Raw genomic sequence first — 16,221 nt, 5'->3', positions numbered from 1 at the left:
ACCCTTCCCTATTGGTAACTCATGTGTTACCAATAGGTCGTGGATGACTTCGAGGCGATTGCCGACCCGGTGCGTCGTGCGCTGATCGAGCGGCTCGCTCGCGGGTCGGCGCGCGTCGTCGATCTCGCGGCCGACCACCCGATCAGCCGACCGGCGATCTCGCGTCACCTTCGTGTGCTCGGCGAAGCTGGCGTGACGACGGCCGTCGACCACGGCCGGGAGCGGCATTACGAGCTGGCGTCCGGCGCGCTGGCCGGGGTCCGGGCGTGGCTCGACGCGGTGGACTCGGCGGTTGCGGGCTCGCACGCCGTGGACTCGCGCGCCGTGGACTCGCACGCCGTGCAGCCGAGATTCGATGAGCGTCATCTCGACGCGCTCGACCTCGAGGTGCGACGTACCGTGCGCGAGTTCGTCGATGAGGAATCCGCGAACTCCCCTCTTGCACAGCCCGATTCAGGCAGACGACACAAGGAGACAGGATGACTGCGGACATCGCGGCCACCGGCCGCCGAGAGGTGCGGGCCGGCGTGCCGCACGTGGTGCTCGAACGGAGTTTCGCCGCGCCGATCGACGTCGTATGGGCGGCGATCACCGAACCCGCGCGCCTCGAACGCTGGATCGGAACATGGGCCGGCGACCCCGTCGACGGTTTCGTCGACTTCCGGATGACCGCCGAGGGCGACGACGTGGAGCCGGAGCGGTTCACGATCCTGGAATGCGATCCGCCGCGCCGGCTGGTCGTCGAATCGAAGTCCCCGGCCCAGGACGGGGATGAGGACGTGTGGCGGCTGGAACTGGACCTGGCGGAAGCCCACGGAACGACGACACTGACCTTCGCGCAGGGACTGCCACGGGCCGACATGGCCGAGAACGTGGGCCCGGGATGGGAGTACTACCTGGACCGCTTGGTGGCGGCCGAGGCCGGCCGTGGCGTCGCCGAGGTCGACTGGGACGCCTACTACCCGGCGCTGTCGTCGTCGTACGCGGACATGTTCCGGGACTGATCGGTCGCGCCCGGACTCCGATCGCCGGAGGGTGACGCAGGCCTCGACCTATCATGAGGTCACGGTCGCGTGCCGCGGCCGGACGATGAGCGAGGAGCGAGCGATGTCGGACTTCATCCGCAAGATCAAGGAAGATGCCAAGGCCGTCTCGGCCGCCATCGATCAGGAACTGACGGTGCTCGAGGGTGTCCCCGGCTACGACCCCCTCGCCGACAACAAGGACGCCGAGACGTCTGACGAGACCGCCGAGGACGCGGAACGGGTCGACGACGACGCCCGGTAGGGACAGACGGCAAACGGCCGCCGGATGGAGAATCCATCCGGCGGCCGTCCTGCTGTCACGCGGGTGTGTTCGCCGGGCGAACTCACCCCGGGTCGCTCACTTCTGAACGAACCCCAGCAGCGCCTCGTTCACCTCGGCGGCGTGAGTCCACAGCAGGCCGTGCGGCGCATCGGGGACCTCGACGTATTCGGCCTCCGGAACGGCCTGGTGGAAGCGGCGACCAGTGGCATCGATCGGCAGGATGTTGTCGGCCGTGCCGTGCAGGATCAGGGTCGGCTTGCCCGAGTCACGCACTGCGGCAACATCTTCGCGGAAGTCCTCGATCCAGGCGGGGACGACCGAGTAGGCGGCGACCGGCGCGCTGCCGACCGCGGTGTTCCAGTTCGCGTCGACGACCTCCTGGGTGATGCGGGTGCCGAGGTTGTCGTCGAGGTTGTAGAAGTCCTTGTAGAACTGCGTGTACCAGGCGTAGCGGTTCTCCTTGGCGGCCGCCGCGATACCGTCGAAGACGGACCGGTCGACGCCTTCGGGATTGTCGTCGGTCTTCACCAGGAACGGTTCGAGCGACGCCAGGAACGCGAACTTCGCGACCCGGTCGGTGCCGTGGTTCTTGGCGTAGCGGGCGAGTTCGCCGGTGCCCATGGAGAATCCGACGAGGATGACGTCGCGGAGGTCGAGCGTCTCCAGGACGGTGTTCAGGTCCGCGGCGAAGGTGTCGTAGTGGTAGCCGGTGCCGACCTTGCTCGACTTCCCGAACCCGCGACGGTCATAGGTGATCACGCGGTAGCCGGCGTCGATGAGCTCGCGCGCCTGCAGTTCCCAGCTGTTCCCGTCGAGCGGATAGCCGTGGATCAGCACGACGGCCTGGCCGGTGCCGTGATCTTCGTAGTACAGCTCGACGTCGGTGGAGTTCTCGGTGCCGACTTTGATGTAGCCCATTGCGATCACTTCTCTCTGTTGAGGCGACCCGATCGGGATCGGAATCGATGCGGCGGGCGGGAGAACGGTCGTTCTCGCCGGTGATTGCTACACTAGAGAACGATCGTTCCCCGCGCAACCCCCAAGCCGGGATCCGGCAGCAGAGGAGATCGAGGTGGCCGACGCCGTGGACCCGCGCGAGCAGGTGGTCCGTGCCGCTGACCGGCTGTTCAACGCGCACGGGGTCCACGCGGTGGGGATGGACAAGGTCCGCGATGCGGCGGGGGTGTCGCTGAAGAAGATCTACTCGATGTTCCCGTCGAAGGAGGCGTTGATCCTCGCGGTGCTCGACGATCGGACCCGGCAGTGGAACAGCGGGATCGCCGCCTGTGCGGAGGGGCTGTCGTCGCCGCGGGAGAGGCTGCTCGCCGTGTTCGACTTCTTGTTCCAGTGGTTCGGCACCGACGAGTTCCGCGGGTGCGCGTTCATCAACGCCTACGGCGAACTCGGGGCCGAGATGCCCTCGGTCGCCGCCGCGGTCCGTGCGCAGAAAGCTGATTTCCAGCGTTACGTCGCGGGTCTGGTGGCGGAGTTGGGAGGCCCCGACGGCCTCGGCGCGCAGCTGTCCATCCTCGCCGAGGGGGCCCAGACCACGGCGGCGATCGCGGGCTCGGCGCGTGCCGCCGACGATGCACGTGCCGCCGCCGAAGTCCTGATCGACCAAGCTCTCCGGTAGTCGATTCCAGAGGTCTTGCGGCCGTGAGCTTCTCGACGCTTGGTGATCTGTCGCCCGCGGTGCGGCGAAAATCGCTCGCGGGAGACGCCCGATGGTGGGAGGCTGCGACGGTGATCGACGTCGACAGGTTCAGCGCAGACGGTTTCCTCAAGATCGAGCGTCCGTCGCTGCGCGAGGCCGCGGACCGGGCGCGGGCAGGATTGTGGGCTCAGCTGGGTCTGTCCGAGGACGACCCGGACGCCTGGACCGATCCGGTGCGCTGGGCGTCGGACATGGTGGGGGCCGGCCCATTCGGGTTGCTCGCGAACAGTCCGGAGCTGACCGAGGCGCTCGATGCGATCTGTGGCGTCGGCGGTTGGACACCGCGCGGCGCCCTGGGCAACATACCGGTCCGCTTCCCGCTGCCGCCGACGGTCGATGACCGCGGCTGGCACATCGACGCCAACACACCGCGCGAGGACGGATCGTGGGTGGTGAGTCGACGGCCCCACACCGTGCTGATCCTGACCCTGCTCTCCGAAGTCGGACCGACCGACGCACCGACACGCATCCGGGTGGGGTCACATCGCGACGCAGTCGCCGTCCTCGACGACGACGGGATGAGCCCCTTCGACGCCGGTCCGCTACTGGACGCCGCGAGTCGCGAGCGTCGCGTCGCTTATGCGACCGGCAGTCCCGGTGACGTCTACGTGGTCCATCCGTTCACCGTGCACGCGGCTGACGAACATCGTGGTGCGACTCCACGATTCATGGCGCAGGGGCCGGTGATGCTGACCTCGCCGTTGTCGCCCGACTCGGCAGCACCACTCGGGTCCGTGTTCGGTTGAGCAGTTGATCTACGACGACGGATCAGGCGGCGGATTCCGAGGATTCGCTGTCGGAACCACCGTGGTCGGAAGAGTCGCTGTCGTCGCCCGCGCCGGAGCTGTCACGGCTCGACGAGTCGGATCGCGAGTTGCCCGAGCCCTCGGACGGACCGTCGTCGCCCGCTTCGCCTGAGTCCGGTCCGGTGTCCCCGTCGTCTTCGACATCGGCGGACTCGGTCGGCAAGTCCTGGTCATCGTCGACCACGATGTCCCGCAGGGTTTCCCGGCCCACGTCCCGTGTCTCGACGGTGTTCCTGGGCGTCTCGGCATCGGCTCCGGCGTCGGATGTGGTGTCGCCACGGTCGGTGGTCGGCTCGATGGGCCGTCCGCGGGGTGGTTCGGTGACCTCCGGCTCGCTGCCCGTGCCGGCATCGGGACGTGGCGTCTCGACAGGGCGGTCCGTCCGGGGCGGGTCGACCTTCCATCCGATCGACTTCAGGAGTGCCGAGACGAGCGGGATGGTCTCCAGCCAGACTCGAATGCTCCACGGCCCGCGCGGATCCGACACCAGCACGATGACCGGCCCGTCGGTACCCGGCGGGGGCGGAGTCAGGCTGGTGCCGCCCTCGGGTACACCGGGCGCGCCGGGCCCGCCGGAGCCCTGGGCGTCGCCGGTGTAGACGACGAACGGACTGTTCGCGTCGAGTCCGGCGATGACGGTCATGACCGCCAGGTTCTGTTGCACCGCACGTTCTTTGAGTTCGTCGTCGAGCTCCGTCGACAACACTGCGCGGGTTCGGGGACCGCCGGCGATGATGGGTCCGACCGAGTGCGGAAAGTCGATGACCAGCGTTCTCGGTGTACCCGTGGAAGACAGGTCGCGTGTCATGGGAGCGGCCGGCCCGCCGGTCGGTGTCGCAGCGACGGACGGGGCGGCGGGGCCGCCGGCGCCCGGCGACAACGGGATCGGTTGGCTCCACCCGGTGGTCGATTCGGTGGCCACCTGGACGGTGTCCGGCGCGGCGAGAGCGTGGATCAGGGTGGTCACGTTGATCGATGCGACCGCGGTCGGGATGACGGTGGCCAGCGAGAGCGCGCCGAGGGTGAGAGAGGCGTTGGAGAGGCCCGAGGGTCGTCGAAGAGGACCGACGCCGTCGTTCTCGACGGCGCGTCGTGTGCCGCGCCGATATCCTGCCACCCCTGGGCCCCCTCTTTGTCGATCAGATATTAGACGACGAGTGGGCTGCTCGCTGTCGTCTGAATGACACAAATCGGGACATCTACTCGGAGGGTCAGCTACTGGAGATCACGGTCCTTCCAGATCCAGCAGCGCGGCCACCCGCTGGGTGAGCCGGAAACGCAGCGGTTTCCTCGTGACGGTCTCGATGATCCCGGCGTCGTCCAAGAGCTGGAGTCGCGGTCGGACGAACTGACTGGATCTTCCCAGCACGTCGGCCAGGGTGTTCGATCGGACGGCGCGGTTCACATCGACGTAGTAGGCCTGGCCGAGGGTGTACAAGATCGCGCCGAAGTCGTCAGGACTTATCGGCGGTGACGACTCGCGGTCGAGCCCTACGCTGAGCGGAAACTGTTCGTCATCAACCAGATCGCGAAGGCGTGCCCTGAGCGCCTCGATCTTCTGCCGACGTTCGGAGAGGTCGAGCAGCAGCCGATGTTGTGCCTCGGCGATGATCTCCAACATTCTGATCAAGAAAGGCGTCAGATCCCCGCGATTCAGTGGATTCTCCACGTCCGCGAACGCGCGATAGTAACGGTCCTTGTTGTCGGCGACGGTCGCCGACAGCGCGAGGCTCGCGTACGGAGCGATCACCTGTCGGAGGTCGAGTGCGAGAAGGTAGCGCCCGGTTCGGCCGTTGCCGTCGTAGAACGGGTGCGTGTACTCGAAGATGAAGTGCGCAGCCACGGCCCTGATGAGTTGGGGGACCGAATCGTCGCGCGCCTGGCTCAGCATCAGGGTGAGCGCTGCGTCGATCGCTGACTCGGGCACGACTCCGGTATGCACGATCTTGGTCCCGGATTCGATCGATACCGGTCCCTGCCGGAACAGCCGCCCATCGGGAGCGTCTTCATCACGGATCTCTCCCGCGGTCACCGCGTCGTAGACAGCCCGGATGTCGTCCAGCGTATGCGGACTTTCGGCCTCGTCGTTGCCGATGTCGAGGTAAAGACGCGCCATCTCCGCGAAGCGCTTGTTTTCGATGGGTTGTCGCGCCCGGACGGCCCTGATCGCAGCACCGATCTCCTGTCGGGTCGAACGGACCTGTTCGATCTCGTTGGTCGCTTGGATTTCGTCGATGACCATGCGATGGAGATAGTGGGTCCGTGCTCGTCCTGGCAGATCTTTCCACTCGGACTGAATCTTCGGCTCAAAGCTCATGATTCGTTCGATCAGCACTGCGATCTCGGGGGTCAGCAGCGCGAACATCGGGTACTCGCCGATCATCAAGTCCCAGCGGAGGGCGGCGGGAGACTCGCGTCGGACCCGTTCCTCAGCGTCGGCGCCGACTTGATCGCGCTGGTGGAAGACGGACTTGAGCGTTCTGTATGACACTTGATCTATCTCCGCATCCATACGCAAAAGCGGGGTGGCCTGTATGGCCTATGTTATACAGAGACGGAGATAGATAAAATAAGGAACAGTCGGAGTGGCCTCTATTGTTCCAATGGTGCCCAGGGCTGCGTTCGCAGGGTCGGTCGACGGGGGTCGCGCACCGCGGGGCTGCCACACGCCCGCCTGTTCATGGTTGAACGAGTGAACTAAACGGCCTGCGGTCAGTGCGTCGAGGCGGCCGCGCGGCGGATTTCTGACGACGCAGGGGTGGGCCAGAACCGAGGCATGAGTGGCCGGGAGGAGATGGAGCCGCCCAGGGGAATCGAACCCCTGACCTATTCATTACGAGTGAATTGCTCTACCGACTGAGCTAGGGCGGCGTGCTACGCGAGGCAGCGCAGACGAGTCTAGCGAGGGACGGGGGCACGAACAAAACCCGGGTCGTCGAAGCCAGAGGGCCCAGGTCAACCCGGGAAGTCGGAACCGCAGACGACCGGCACCCGACGCTGCGGATCGAGTGCGTTGCGGACGAGCGCAGCGACGGTCGGGGAGTAGGCCATCCCGACGTGACCGATCTTCGACGCCGGGCACACGTCCTGGATCACCGTGTTGGTGATGTTGGGGCCGGGCGGCATCAAGGTCACGGTGTACGGCGTCGAGATCTCGTCGAATCGCGTCGCGAGGTTCACGTATCGGATCGAGCGATGCGTCGGACCCCAGTAGCTCTGACCGGGGGCACGGGCCGGTAGGCGGTCGGTGATCGACCCGACGCGGGAGTATCCCCGGTTCGACGCGGACAGCCCGACGATCGTGCCCACCTGTTCGGCGCGTCCGGGCAATTGGGTGACGAGCTGTGCGATCGCGCCGCCCTGGCTGTGGCCGACGACATCGACCTTCTGGGCACCGGTGGCAGCCAGAACCCGTCCGACGAAAGCCGGGACCACACGGGCGGACTGCTCCTTGTTGCCCAGGCCGCCGGTGTTGCCGCTCCAGCTCGTCTGGCCGTAGGTCAGGCTGAACACGCAGTACCCCGCGTTGGCCAGGGTCGGCGCGAGATACGCCCAGTTGGCGCTCTGGTTCATGGCGGTCGCGTGCAATAGCACGACCGGATTGCGTCCGTCCCGGTCGCGGCAGCCGAAGCGGTTGGCGCCGGCGGGCGACTCCGATGCCGGACTCAGGTAGCGAGTGGCGATGGCGGTCGGCGCATCCGTGATCACCGGGAACGGCGCGGCGTTCGCGCTTCCGGCCACGAGGCACAAACCTGCGGCGGCTAGCGCGAGCACAGCCGCCGTGACTCCGGATCGGATGCTGTTCATGGTCGGATTGTCGCCGACGACGCGGCGACGCGACCCGCGATTGCCGGAACGCCGGGCGGTCTAGGCGAGTACCTCGGCCAGTTGCGTCAGGCGAACACTGTTTCCCGACGGGTCGCGGAAACCCGCGTCGATGCCGTACGGCCGTTCTTCGGGTTCCTCGGTGAACTCGACGCCCCGCGCGGCCAGGGCCTCATAGTCCCGCCGACAATCGTCGGTGGTGAGGAAGACCGTGCCGGCGAAACCCTTCGACATCAGGCTGCGGATCTCCTCGGCGACGCCGGAGTCGATGGCCGGTGGGCCGGGGATGCCCATGAGCACGATGCTCACGTCGTCCTGTTCGGGCGGACCGACGGTGAGCCAACGGAATCCGCCCATCTCGGGCAGGGACGCGTCCGATCGAATCTCGAGCCCGACCTTCGACGTCCAGAAGTCGAGCGCCTCGTCCTGGTCGTGTACCCACAGTTGGGCGCTGGCGATGCGAATCATGTTGTCTTCCTTCGCTTGGGGGATGTCGCGGTGGTGAGATCAACGTAGGTCGCTGCGGCCGTCGAGGTCTTCTCCCCGTGTGCTGTCCTCACCTGGTCCGTCGCGTGTTGCTTCACTTCCCGGGGGGGGGGTACTCGGTCCGACTCGTCGGCGCCGGGCGCGAGTAGACGCGCAGAACGCATGCCGGTATCCGTGCGTACGTGGAGGCGGGCGGGAACGAATCCCGATATGCGGTCGGCGTCTTGCCGAATGCGCGAGTGAAGCTCGTGGTGAACGAACCGACACTGGAAAGACCCACCGCCATGCAGATGTCGGCGACGGTACGGTCTGTCGTTCGCAGCATGGCCGCTGCCCGTTCCAGTCGTCGAGTCTGCAGATACGCGTGTGGCGACTGTCCGTATGCGGCTGCGAAGGCCCGCGAGAAGTGGGCGCGGGACAGTTTCGCCGCGGCGGCCATGTCGTCGACCGTCAGCGGCTCGGCGAATCGCACGTCCGCGAGATCCTTGGCGCGCAGCAGGTGACGGGCCGGGTGTGCGCTGGGCATGAACTTGATGATGCCCACGTCGACACGTCGCCGTCGGATGTTCGGTGACCTCAGTCGCGGTCGCGACGCCGGAACTCGACGCCGCGCGGCGACAGTTCGTACCCGACGACGAGGCTGTCGGTCAGCCCGAGCTTCTTGAGCTTGGTGATGTCCTGCTTCAATCCTGCTCGGTCGGTGCCGAGTTCAGCCGCGAGGTCGGTCGACACCACGCCCGGGCGGCGCGCGATGATGTCGAGGGTTTCGCGGGTCCACGGCCCGTTCTTGGACCGGGCGTCCATCCGGTCGAGGCGGGTTCGGATCTCCTCCACGTCCGAGTCGGAGAGATCGTCGTCGGCGCGTAGGGCGATGCGCGGGTCCTCGCCGATGCACTGCAGTCCGATGCGGTAGGTCGGATTGTGGACGTTGACGCAGAGGGTGGCCCGGACGGCGTCGGCATCGTCGTATCCTGCGCGCCGCGCCTCGTCGCGCGTGATCCGTTCGGGGTCGACGCGTTCCAGAGACGTCACCTCGATGACGTGAGTCAGCGCGACGAAGCTCGAACCCGGATGTATGCGCGGATGGCCCCATCGCCGGAAGGCGAGGTCGACGGTACCGTCCGCGACCCCGCGGGCGACTGCGGCCGTGAGAAGCACACTCGCGACCCTAGTCAGCGCGACATCTGTGTGCATGAATTCGCAGCGGCAGGATCGCGTGTCACCCCTGTGGATGACAGCTGAGAACGTCCTGAGAGCTGTTGTAGGGTGTCCCGAGGTCAGCGACGGCATATGCCGACGTCATCGGGGGACCCCCTGCGTCGTGCCGTCGTTGAGTGCAACTTCACGACGACATGATCACCGGCCGGGGGGAGGGATCTTTGGTGCCGCCGCGCGCTTCCGCACTGTGGTTCCCCGACGTCCCGCCGTCGCCCGCTTCCGACGCGACGCCAGCCGCCGATCTGGCCGCTCACCTGGCCCGATACCGCTCCGTCGGCCCAGCTCAGGTGGCCTCGCAGCCGTCCGCGGTGGCCGTTCTCGAGCGCCCGGTTCCGATGCTCGAGAAGCCGGTCCGGCCAGTGGCCGCGGCACCTCAGGTCGTCGCGCCGCGCCCGGCGTCGGAGCTTGACGCGTTCCTGGCGGAGGCGGAAAAGTCGGTCCGTGCGAAGCGGAAGAGCGGATCGGCCGCACGCGGTGAGAAGCCCGCACGTCTCGGTTCACCACTGCGAATCGCAGGTGCGGCAGCAGCGATTCTTGTGATTGTCGCCACAGCCTTGGGTGTGGTCCTGACGCGCGGCGGCGAGCCCGCATCGACGACGGCATCGACGTCCACCGCTGACGCCTCCGATTCGCTGTTGCCGTCCACGTCCGCTGTGGCGAGCGAGCCCGTCTGTACGCAGCGCCCGGTGGGGTCGGGGACGACGGTGTCCGACGGCGACGATGCCGGTAATCAAGAGTCGGGTGCCGGTGCGATCCGCGCCTTCAACCACGCCTATTACGTTCTGCGCTCGGCGAGGGCGGCACGGGCGGCCGCGGCGCCGGGCGCGGTGGCCTCTGAGTACGTGATGCAGCAGTACATCAATCAGCGTCCACTCGGTACCCGGCACTGTCTGACGGTCGCCGAGCGCGGCCCGGGCGAGTACTCGGTGGTGCTCACCGAACTGCAGCCCGACGCGGCGCCCATCACCTACCGCCAGGTCATCCGCACGACGACCATCGGCGGCAAGTCCTACATCCAGTCCATCCGATCCGTTGAGTGAGATCTCGCCCGCCGTGGGCGCACCAGAGAGGTAGTCGAGTAATGAGTCATAGTCGGGGTCGGCATCGGAAGCGTCGGGTGCCGAGTGGTCCATTGCTGTCGGTGACGTCGGCGGTGGTCGCGGTGTCGATCACTGCGGGCGCCGGGGCGGCGTTTGCGGTGCCGGAGCAGGGTGGCACGAGTCCGGGCGACACGGCTCCGGGGCAGGGTGGCACGAGTCCGAGTGATGTGTCGCCGGATGGTGGTGCCGGTGCTGAGGCGACGGTCGAGCCGGTCGTGGTTCCGGGGCCGGGCAGTATTCCGGGGCCGCCGGTGGAGGCGCCTTATCAGGCGTACACCGCGCCTGGGTCGTATTCGTATGACGAGCCCTACACTCCGTTGATCAACAATCGGGTGGCTCCGCGGGTTGCTCCGCCGGTTCGGCCGATCGCGCCGCCGCCGGAGAAGATCCGTGTGGGCAACTTCGTCACTGACATTCCGGAGGGGATGTCGAAGCGTGATGTGAACTCGATCAATGCGTGGTCGGCCTATGGCGAGGCGAAGATCGCGCAGGGACTGATTTCTGCTGGTGTTCCTGAGGATGAGGCGACTCGTCGTGCGGCCGCGACGATCATCGGCGTCATGGCCGGTGGCACGGCTGGTGCTGTCGCGCTTGGTATTCCGTCGGCTGTTGTGGGCGCGGTGGTTGGCGCCCCGATTGGTGCGGTGGCGGGTGCGATAGTCGGTGCCGTCACGACGGGTGGTGCTACATCGGGCATTAACGCACTCGGTGGAGCTGGAATAGGCGCAGCGGTTGGTGGAATCGGAGCTGGAGCTGCGGGGGCTGTGGTCGGTGCCGCTATTGGGGGTACTGCAGGTGGCCTACTGGCGTACTCGCTCGGGGCGGGCGACCCGGGTGCCGACCCAACCGAGCCGTGGCGTCAGCAGGGCCCGCGGCACGCGCTGCCCGAGTCTGGCCCGAACCAATTCGAATTCCACCTGACATCGGACCATGCGCGTCGCTCTGGACTGCCGGCTGTTGACTACGTGGTAAATCATCGCGGTGACGTCGATGCGACCGTCGGAGCCTCGACCTTCAAATGGTCTGGCATGCAAGCACGCTCGCCCTACGCGGTGTTCGGGCCTCAAGTCGAACGATCAGTCCGTGACTGGACGCGGGCGCAATCCGAGACTCTCAAGGATGCGGTCCCGGGTAGTGACGTGCAGTGGCCCGGCGAGGCCGACCACGCTAGCGCTGCTAGGAAATGATATGAAGCGCGCGAAGGATTACGTTAATCTCGGTCGATCAGCAAAGAGGTTGTGAAGTGAAAAAGGCAATCGTATCCGTGTTCGTTGTCGTAATCGCTACTTTAGGTGTCATTGTCGGCGCGGGCCAGGCGTCTGCTGCGCCGTTGCAGAACTTCAGTACAAACGGCACGACATTCGGTACGTTTGGTAACCATTCTTTCTGCCGCGGTGCTATTACATACAGAGTCGACGCCGTGGCTAAGAAACGTGGCGTTGTCAAGGTCACCGCGACTTCACACGGATTCTCGGGTCAGGGTCCTTCATGGAATCGGAATCCGAATTGCCGCTTCCTATTTCGCTCCGCTGTCACAAGTGTCCGAGGGATCGATATAGAGAAGTGGACGGTTGGTTCTTTCGGGCCGAAACCAGGGCAGAAGCAGACGTGGCACGTCGTGACCGGCTCCGGCCCCGCTTGGATGGGCATCACTACATATGCCGTCAACAGTGCCGTTCGCGTCCTGCAATCCCCTGCTGGACCCTCCTTCTTCATGACGGTGCCGTAGGCGTCGATCTGTTGCACGAAGGATCTGAATGAAAAAGCTCTTGATCTTTGTGGTCGCGCTTGTCTTGGCAAGCGTCGCTACGGTTGCTGGCGGTGGTCACGCAACCGCAGCCCCCATTCCCCAGCTATCAACGACCGGGAACAATTTTGGCACCTTTGGTGACCACTCCTTCTGCCGCGGAGCTGTCAACATCGGTCTCGATGCGCCGGCAGGGAAGCCCGGTGTGGTTCGAGTAACTGCACGGTCGCACGGCTTCACAGGCGACGGCCCGGGATGGAAGAAGAATCCGAGGTGTCGAGTCCTTTTTGCGACAACGTACACGAGCGGTCGAGGACTCAACATTCAGAAGTGGGTGAGAGCTGGCTTCGGGCCGCGACACGGTGAGAGCAAGACTTGGGACGTCCATACGGGTTCGGGTGTAGTCGTATTCGGCGTAACTGCCTACTCGACTAACAGCCCGATCGCCTCACCCCAGTCGTACGGGGCGGGTTTCTACCTGTTGGTCCCGTAACTGAGCGCCCGCAGAAGGTAAGGAGGGATCAAGTGAAACGATTACTCGCGACTATGTTTGTCGGCCTTATCGTTGGCGCGTTGTGCATGGCGGGCGTCAGTCAGGCGTCTGCGGCTCCGATTCCCCAGGTTTCGACCACCGGCTACAACTTCGGGATATTTGGCGACCACTCCTACTGCCGGGGTGCGGTTAACGCGACTGTGGATGCGCCGAAGGGTAAGCGGGGTGTAGTCAGGGTCACGGTGCGGTCGCACGGGTTCACTGGGGCTGGGGCGAGTTGGAAGCGTAATCCGAATTGCCGAGTGCTGTTTGGGAACTACTACACCAGCGTGCGGGGTTACAACCTGGAAAAGTGGGTTACCGCAACGTTCGGCCCGCGTCCGGGTGAGAAGAAGGTTTGGGAGATCAACACCGGCTCAGGTCCAGTCAGCCTTGGGTTCGGTGGGTTTTCCCCCAATAGTCCTGTTCGAGTCCCTTCCGGCTACGGTTCGACCATCTACATGCTCGTTCCTTGACCCCTGATGACCAACCCGACCACTCCACGCGACGGCGACCCGCAGGCCTGGGCCGAGCGGGCCGTCGTCGTGTGCGGGACTGCGGGAGGCGTTGGCACGTCGGTTGTCTCGGCGCTGCTCGCGGAGCATCGGGCGTCGTCGACGCTCGGCCTTCTCTCGTGGTGGGTGGATGCGTCGGGGAACGACTGCGACATCGAGCTGCGGCTCTGCGGGTCGGGTAACCCCGAACTGTTGCGCACGGCGTCGGGCACGGGTCTGTGGCTTCCGCCCGAGGAGGCGACGGTCACCGACGCCGTCGTCGAGACGTGGCGGCAGGGCGCGGTTCCCGTCGTCGACGCCGGCGCGCATCCGCTCACGCTGCTGCCCGAACTCGCCGAAGACGACCTCCCGAATCTCACCCCGGTACTCGTGATCGCGGCGCGACCCGACCTGCTCAACCGCGCCCGGGTCGTCTTCACCGAATGGGACCGGGCCGGGGTGCTGGAGAAGACCATCGTCGTCATCTCCGCCCAACTACCGGCCACCCATCAGGTTGGCCTCGCCGACATGCTGGTGAACGTGGTGTCCGGTGCGGTCGGCGGAGTCATCGGGCTCGACTACGACCCGGTCATCGGCGCCGGCACCGCCCTGGACCTAGAGGCGCGCCGCGGGTTCCTGCCGGCGACGCACCAGTCGATCGCGACACTGGCCGCGGCGACCACCAACAGGCACTGAGGCGCGCCCCCTTTCGCAATCCACCGGAACGGGGCAGCATGGGGCGACATGACCGGGTCCACTCGCTCACCGCTCACCACCGCCGAGGCCGCCGAGATGGTCGCCGATCCCTGGCGTGTCATCGCCGACCGACTCGCCGCCGCCTACAACACCGGATCGATGGTGCGGGGCGGTGAATTCGTCGCCAAGATCATCGACGCCGCCGAAGAGGCGAACCACCACCCCGACATCGACCTGCGCTACGGCACGGTGCATCTCGTGCTCACCACGCACAGCGCGCACCAGCTCACCGAAGCCGATGTCGCGCTGGCGAACCGGATCACCGGCATCGCCGCCGACCTCGGCCTCGAGCCGGTGTCCGCACCCGTCACCCAGTTCAACCTCGCCATCGACGCCCTCGACATCCCGGCCATCAGGCCCTTCTGGAAAGCCGTCCTGGGCTACGGCGACGCGGCCGATCGCGAACCTGTCGACCTCGTCGATCCGGCTGGGCGCCTACCCAGCGTTTGGTTCCAGCAGATGGACGAACCTCGTCCCCAGCGGAGCAGGATGCACGTCGACCTGTGGATCCCGACCGACGAACTACACGAGCGGCTGCAGTCGGCCATCACCGCCGGCGGCCAACTCCTCACCGACGAGTACGCCCCGGCCTTCTGGGTCCTCGCCGACGCCGAGGGCAACGAGGTGTGCCTGTGCACCTGGCAGGACCAGAACTACTGATCAGTCGGCGTACATCGTCTGCGTGAACGCCATCCGGTCGCCCCGGTACAGCGAACGCCGATACTCGATGGGGACGTCGTCCTTGTCGTAGGACAAGCGGTTCAGCAAGAACATCGGCGTACGAGCGTCGACGTTGAGCAGAGCGGCCTCACGCGCGTCGGGCAACGTCGTCTCGATGGTGTCCTCGGTACGCCCGAAACGCACCCCGCGCCTACGGAATTCGGCATACAACGACGAGGTCACCTCGAAGTCGCGTTCGAGATCGGGGTACCGGAAGGCCGGCAGGCGTGTCCGTTCCAGCGCGACGCGCACCCTGTCGGTCGTGAAGACACGCTCGAGCTGGATGACCGGGTCGCCGACGGCGATCGCCAGGCGTTCGGCGAGCACCGCGTCGGCCGTCAGGTTCGTCCATCCCACCAGGATGCGACTGGTCTCCATCCCGCGCTCGCGGGCCGCCTCGGTGTACGAACCGATCGACAACGGTTGTCGGATCTTGGGACCCGCGACCACCGTCATCCGACCCCGGCGCTCGATTTTGCCGTCGAGCAACAGCTCTCGAAGTGCTTGTCGGATGGTCTCGCGTGACACCGAGAAGCTCTCGGCGAGATCGCGTTCCGCGGGAAAGGGATCACCCTCGACGAGGTCTTGAAGGAGTTCCTCCAGCCGGGACCTGACCACCTGGTGCTTGAGAACGCGCGGTTGCTCGGACAGGGTCATGCGACCAACATAGCAAATAATGGTCTAGACCAAGTGGCAACCGAGTGTTCACCTGGCGTTGGGGTAAGACACCCGAATTGGTCTATACCAAACGCGAGAGTGGGCTCATGCGTACAACCGATGACTTCACTGAGCCTGCTTCGGAACCTGCGGGGACAACCACCTCACACGACGGCACCTCGTCCGTCCAACTCGTCGTCTTCGACATGGCCGGCACGACGATTGTCGACGACGGGCTCGTCACCCAGGCGTTCGAGATCGCCGCGACCGCGGTCGGCATCCCGGCCGAGGGCGTGGAACGCGACCGCGCCCGCACCTACGTCCTCGACACGATGGGACAGTCCAAGATCGCGGTGTTCCGCGCGCTTCTCGGCTCCGACGACGCGGCCCGCCGGGCCAACGAAGCGTTCGAAGAGGCCTACGGAGAACTGATCGACGACGGTGTCGAGCCGATCCCGGGAGCGGCGGAGACCTTCGCGGACCTGCGATCGCGCGGGATCACTACCGCGTTCACCACCGGGTTCAGCCCGGCCACCCAGCAGCGGATTCTCGACTCACTGGGGTGGGCCGAGGTCGTCGACCAGGTCCTCGCTCCCACCGCCGGACTGCGCGGTCGCCCGTACCCGGACCTCGTACTCGCCGCCGCTCTCACCGCGCAGGTCGACGACATGGCCAACGTCGTCGTCGTCGGCGACACGTCGAGCGACATCGACACCGCACGGCGCGCCCGCGCCGGCCTGGCCGTGGGCGTGCTCACCGGCGCCCACGACGAGCACACCCTGCGCGCCGCGGGTGCCGATCGGGTGCTCGCGTCGGTCGCCGATCTCCCCGCTCTGATCACCGCCCCCTGACCCGCTC

At 66.2% G+C, this 16,221-nt stretch carries 19 protein-coding genes and 1 tRNA gene; 11 read left to right on the top strand and 9 right to left on the bottom strand.

The window, feature by feature from the left end; genetic code table 11:
- The first annotated feature begins 39 nt into the window (after positions 1-39).
- The 3 genes from Q9R39_RS16600 (at position 40) to Q9R39_RS16590 (ending at position 1,287) form a co-directional block, all read left to right on the top strand.
- Complete coding sequence (locus Q9R39_RS16600; RefSeq protein WP_311277800.1) at positions 40-483, top strand: metalloregulator ArsR/SmtB family transcription factor; 444 nt, start codon at positions 40-42, stop codon at positions 481-483.
- Entirely contained in the window at positions 480-1,004 is a 525-nt protein-coding gene (locus Q9R39_RS16595) for an SRPBCC family protein (protein WP_311277799.1), read from the top strand. The genes Q9R39_RS16600 and Q9R39_RS16595 overlap by 4 nt, the downstream gene beginning before the upstream one ends.
- 103 nt (positions 1,005-1,107) lie before the next feature.
- On the top strand, positions 1,108-1,287 hold the full coding sequence (locus Q9R39_RS16590) for a hypothetical protein (protein WP_269553014.1): 180 nt from the start codon (positions 1,108-1,110) through the stop codon (positions 1,285-1,287).
- Positions 1,288-1,383: 96 nt separating this feature from the next.
- On the opposite strand, the gene Q9R39_RS16585 is transcribed toward Q9R39_RS16590, so the two are convergent.
- On the bottom strand, positions 1,384-2,226 hold the full coding sequence (locus Q9R39_RS16585; RefSeq protein WP_065630546.1) for an alpha/beta fold hydrolase: 843 nt from the start codon (positions 2,224-2,226) through the stop codon (positions 1,384-1,386).
- Positions 2,227-2,380: 154 nt separating this feature from the next.
- Between Q9R39_RS16585 and Q9R39_RS16580 the strand changes: the two genes are divergently transcribed.
- On the top strand, positions 2,381-2,941 hold the full coding sequence (locus Q9R39_RS16580) for a TetR/AcrR family transcriptional regulator (RefSeq protein ID WP_226512314.1): 561 nt from the start codon (positions 2,381-2,383) through the stop codon (positions 2,939-2,941).
- A 110-nt stretch (positions 2,942-3,051) separates the two neighbouring features.
- On the top strand, positions 3,052-3,768 hold the full coding sequence (locus tag Q9R39_RS16575) for a phytanoyl-CoA dioxygenase family protein (protein WP_226514346.1): 717 nt from the start codon (positions 3,052-3,054) through the stop codon (positions 3,766-3,768).
- 22 nt (positions 3,769-3,790) lie between these two features.
- On the opposite strand, the gene Q9R39_RS16570 is transcribed toward Q9R39_RS16575, so the two are convergent.
- From Q9R39_RS16570 to Q9R39_RS16540, 7 genes are all read right to left on the bottom strand, one after another.
- On the bottom strand, positions 3,791-4,945 hold the full coding sequence (locus Q9R39_RS16570) for a hypothetical protein (protein ID WP_068970196.1): 1,155 nt from the start codon (positions 4,943-4,945) through the stop codon (positions 3,791-3,793).
- Between the two features lie 108 nt (positions 4,946-5,053).
- Positions 5,054-6,319 (bottom strand): Fic family protein, encoded by a 1,266-nt coding sequence (locus Q9R39_RS16565; protein ID WP_311277798.1) that lies wholly within the window; start codon positions 6,317-6,319, stop codon positions 5,054-5,056.
- A 304-nt stretch (positions 6,320-6,623) separates the two neighbouring features.
- Positions 6,624-6,699 (bottom strand) — tRNA-Thr (locus Q9R39_RS16560).
- An 84-nt stretch (positions 6,700-6,783) separates the two neighbouring features.
- The gene (locus Q9R39_RS16555) at positions 6,784-7,635 is read right to left on the bottom strand and encodes a triacylglycerol lipase (protein ID WP_065630522.1); all 852 of its coding nucleotides are present in this window, start codon (positions 7,633-7,635) and stop codon (positions 6,784-6,786) included.
- A 60-nt stretch (positions 7,636-7,695) separates the two neighbouring features.
- Positions 7,696-8,121, bottom strand: coding sequence for a VOC family protein (locus tag Q9R39_RS16550; RefSeq protein ID WP_137808633.1), 426 nt, complete (start codon positions 8,119-8,121; stop codon positions 7,696-7,698).
- Between the two features lie 112 nt (positions 8,122-8,233).
- Complete coding sequence (locus tag Q9R39_RS16545; RefSeq protein WP_311277810.1) at positions 8,234-8,665, bottom strand: helix-turn-helix transcriptional regulator; 432 nt, start codon at positions 8,663-8,665, stop codon at positions 8,234-8,236.
- Between the two features lie 50 nt (positions 8,666-8,715).
- Positions 8,716-9,297: a hypothetical protein gene (locus Q9R39_RS16540; protein WP_137808632.1), complete on the bottom strand. Its 582-nt coding sequence runs from the start codon at positions 9,295-9,297 to the stop codon at positions 8,716-8,718.
- Between the two features lie 224 nt (positions 9,298-9,521).
- On the opposite strand from Q9R39_RS16540, the gene Q9R39_RS16535 reads away from it, so the two are divergent.
- From Q9R39_RS16535 to Q9R39_RS16515, 5 genes are all read left to right on the top strand, one after another.
- Complete coding sequence (locus tag Q9R39_RS16535; RefSeq protein ID WP_247451136.1) at positions 9,522-10,397, top strand: hypothetical protein; 876 nt, start codon at positions 9,522-9,524, stop codon at positions 10,395-10,397.
- Between the two features lie 41 nt (positions 10,398-10,438).
- The gene (locus tag Q9R39_RS16530; RefSeq protein WP_247451138.1) at positions 10,439-11,644 is read left to right on the top strand and encodes a hypothetical protein; all 1,206 of its coding nucleotides are present in this window, start codon (positions 10,439-10,441) and stop codon (positions 11,642-11,644) included.
- Positions 11,645-12,750: 1,106 nt separating this feature from the next.
- On the top strand, positions 12,751-13,212 hold the full coding sequence (locus tag Q9R39_RS16525) for an enoyl-CoA hydratase (RefSeq protein WP_171011527.1): 462 nt from the start codon (positions 12,751-12,753) through the stop codon (positions 13,210-13,212).
- 6 nt (positions 13,213-13,218) lie between these two features.
- Positions 13,219-13,926 (top strand): hypothetical protein, encoded by a 708-nt coding sequence (locus Q9R39_RS16520; RefSeq protein ID WP_226512323.1) that lies wholly within the window; start codon positions 13,219-13,221, stop codon positions 13,924-13,926.
- Between the two features lie 48 nt (positions 13,927-13,974).
- Entirely contained in the window at positions 13,975-14,646 is a 672-nt protein-coding gene (locus Q9R39_RS16515; RefSeq protein WP_058251398.1) for a VOC family protein, read from the top strand.
- Here the strand turns inward: Q9R39_RS16515 and Q9R39_RS16510 are convergent, their stop codons facing one another.
- Positions 14,647-15,363, bottom strand: a complete 717-nt coding sequence (locus Q9R39_RS16510; RefSeq protein WP_065630516.1) for a GntR family transcriptional regulator — start codon at positions 15,361-15,363, stop codon at positions 14,647-14,649.
- Between the two features lie 107 nt (positions 15,364-15,470).
- Between Q9R39_RS16510 and Q9R39_RS16505 the strand changes: the two genes are divergently transcribed.
- Positions 15,471-16,214 (top strand): phosphonatase-like hydrolase, encoded by a 744-nt coding sequence (locus Q9R39_RS16505; RefSeq protein WP_137808624.1) that lies wholly within the window; start codon positions 15,471-15,473, stop codon positions 16,212-16,214.
- Positions 16,215-16,221: the final 7 nt, after the last annotated feature.

Source organism: Gordonia sp. AC31 (assembly GCF_031844505.1).
GTDB lineage: Bacteria > Actinomycetota > Actinomycetes > Mycobacteriales > Mycobacteriaceae > Gordonia > Gordonia hongkongensis.
The sequence above is the reverse complement of the archived record's forward strand: the minus strand, read 5'-3'. Positions and strand labels throughout refer to the sequence as shown.

Excerpts from the sequence above, each read along its gene's own strand:
- Q9R39_RS16595 (WP_311277799.1), top strand. The coding sequence starts at position 480 with ATGACTGCGGACATCGCGGCCACCGGCCGCCGAGAGGTGCGGGCCGGC.
- Q9R39_RS16510 (WP_065630516.1), bottom strand. The coding sequence starts at position 15,363 with ATGACCCTGTCCGAGCAACCGCGCGTTCTCAAGCACCAGGTGGTCAGG.
- Q9R39_RS16545 (WP_311277810.1), bottom strand. The coding sequence starts at position 8,665 with ATGCCCAGCGCACACCCGGCCCGTCACCTGCTGCGCGCCAAGGATCTC.
- Q9R39_RS16525 (WP_171011527.1), top strand. The coding sequence starts at position 12,751 with ATGTTTGTCGGCCTTATCGTTGGCGCGTTGTGCATGGCGGGCGTCAGT.
- Q9R39_RS16555 (WP_065630522.1), bottom strand. The coding sequence starts at position 7,635 with ATGAACAGCATCCGATCCGGAGTCACGGCGGCTGTGCTCGCGCTAGCC.
- Q9R39_RS16585 (WP_065630546.1), bottom strand. The coding sequence starts at position 2,226 with ATGGGCTACATCAAAGTCGGCACCGAGAACTCCACCGACGTCGAGCTG.
- Q9R39_RS16590 (WP_269553014.1), top strand. The coding sequence starts at position 1,108 with ATGTCGGACTTCATCCGCAAGATCAAGGAAGATGCCAAGGCCGTCTCG.
- Q9R39_RS16550 (WP_137808633.1), bottom strand. The coding sequence starts at position 8,121 with ATGATTCGCATCGCCAGCGCCCAACTGTGGGTACACGACCAGGACGAG.
- Q9R39_RS16515 (WP_058251398.1), top strand. The coding sequence starts at position 13,975 with ATGACCGGGTCCACTCGCTCACCGCTCACCACCGCCGAGGCCGCCGAG.
- Q9R39_RS16530 (WP_247451138.1), top strand. The coding sequence starts at position 10,439 with ATGAGTCATAGTCGGGGTCGGCATCGGAAGCGTCGGGTGCCGAGTGGT.
- Q9R39_RS16505 (WP_137808624.1), top strand. The coding sequence starts at position 15,471 with ATGCGTACAACCGATGACTTCACTGAGCCTGCTTCGGAACCTGCGGGG.
- Q9R39_RS16520 (WP_226512323.1), top strand. The coding sequence starts at position 13,219 with ATGACCAACCCGACCACTCCACGCGACGGCGACCCGCAGGCCTGGGCC.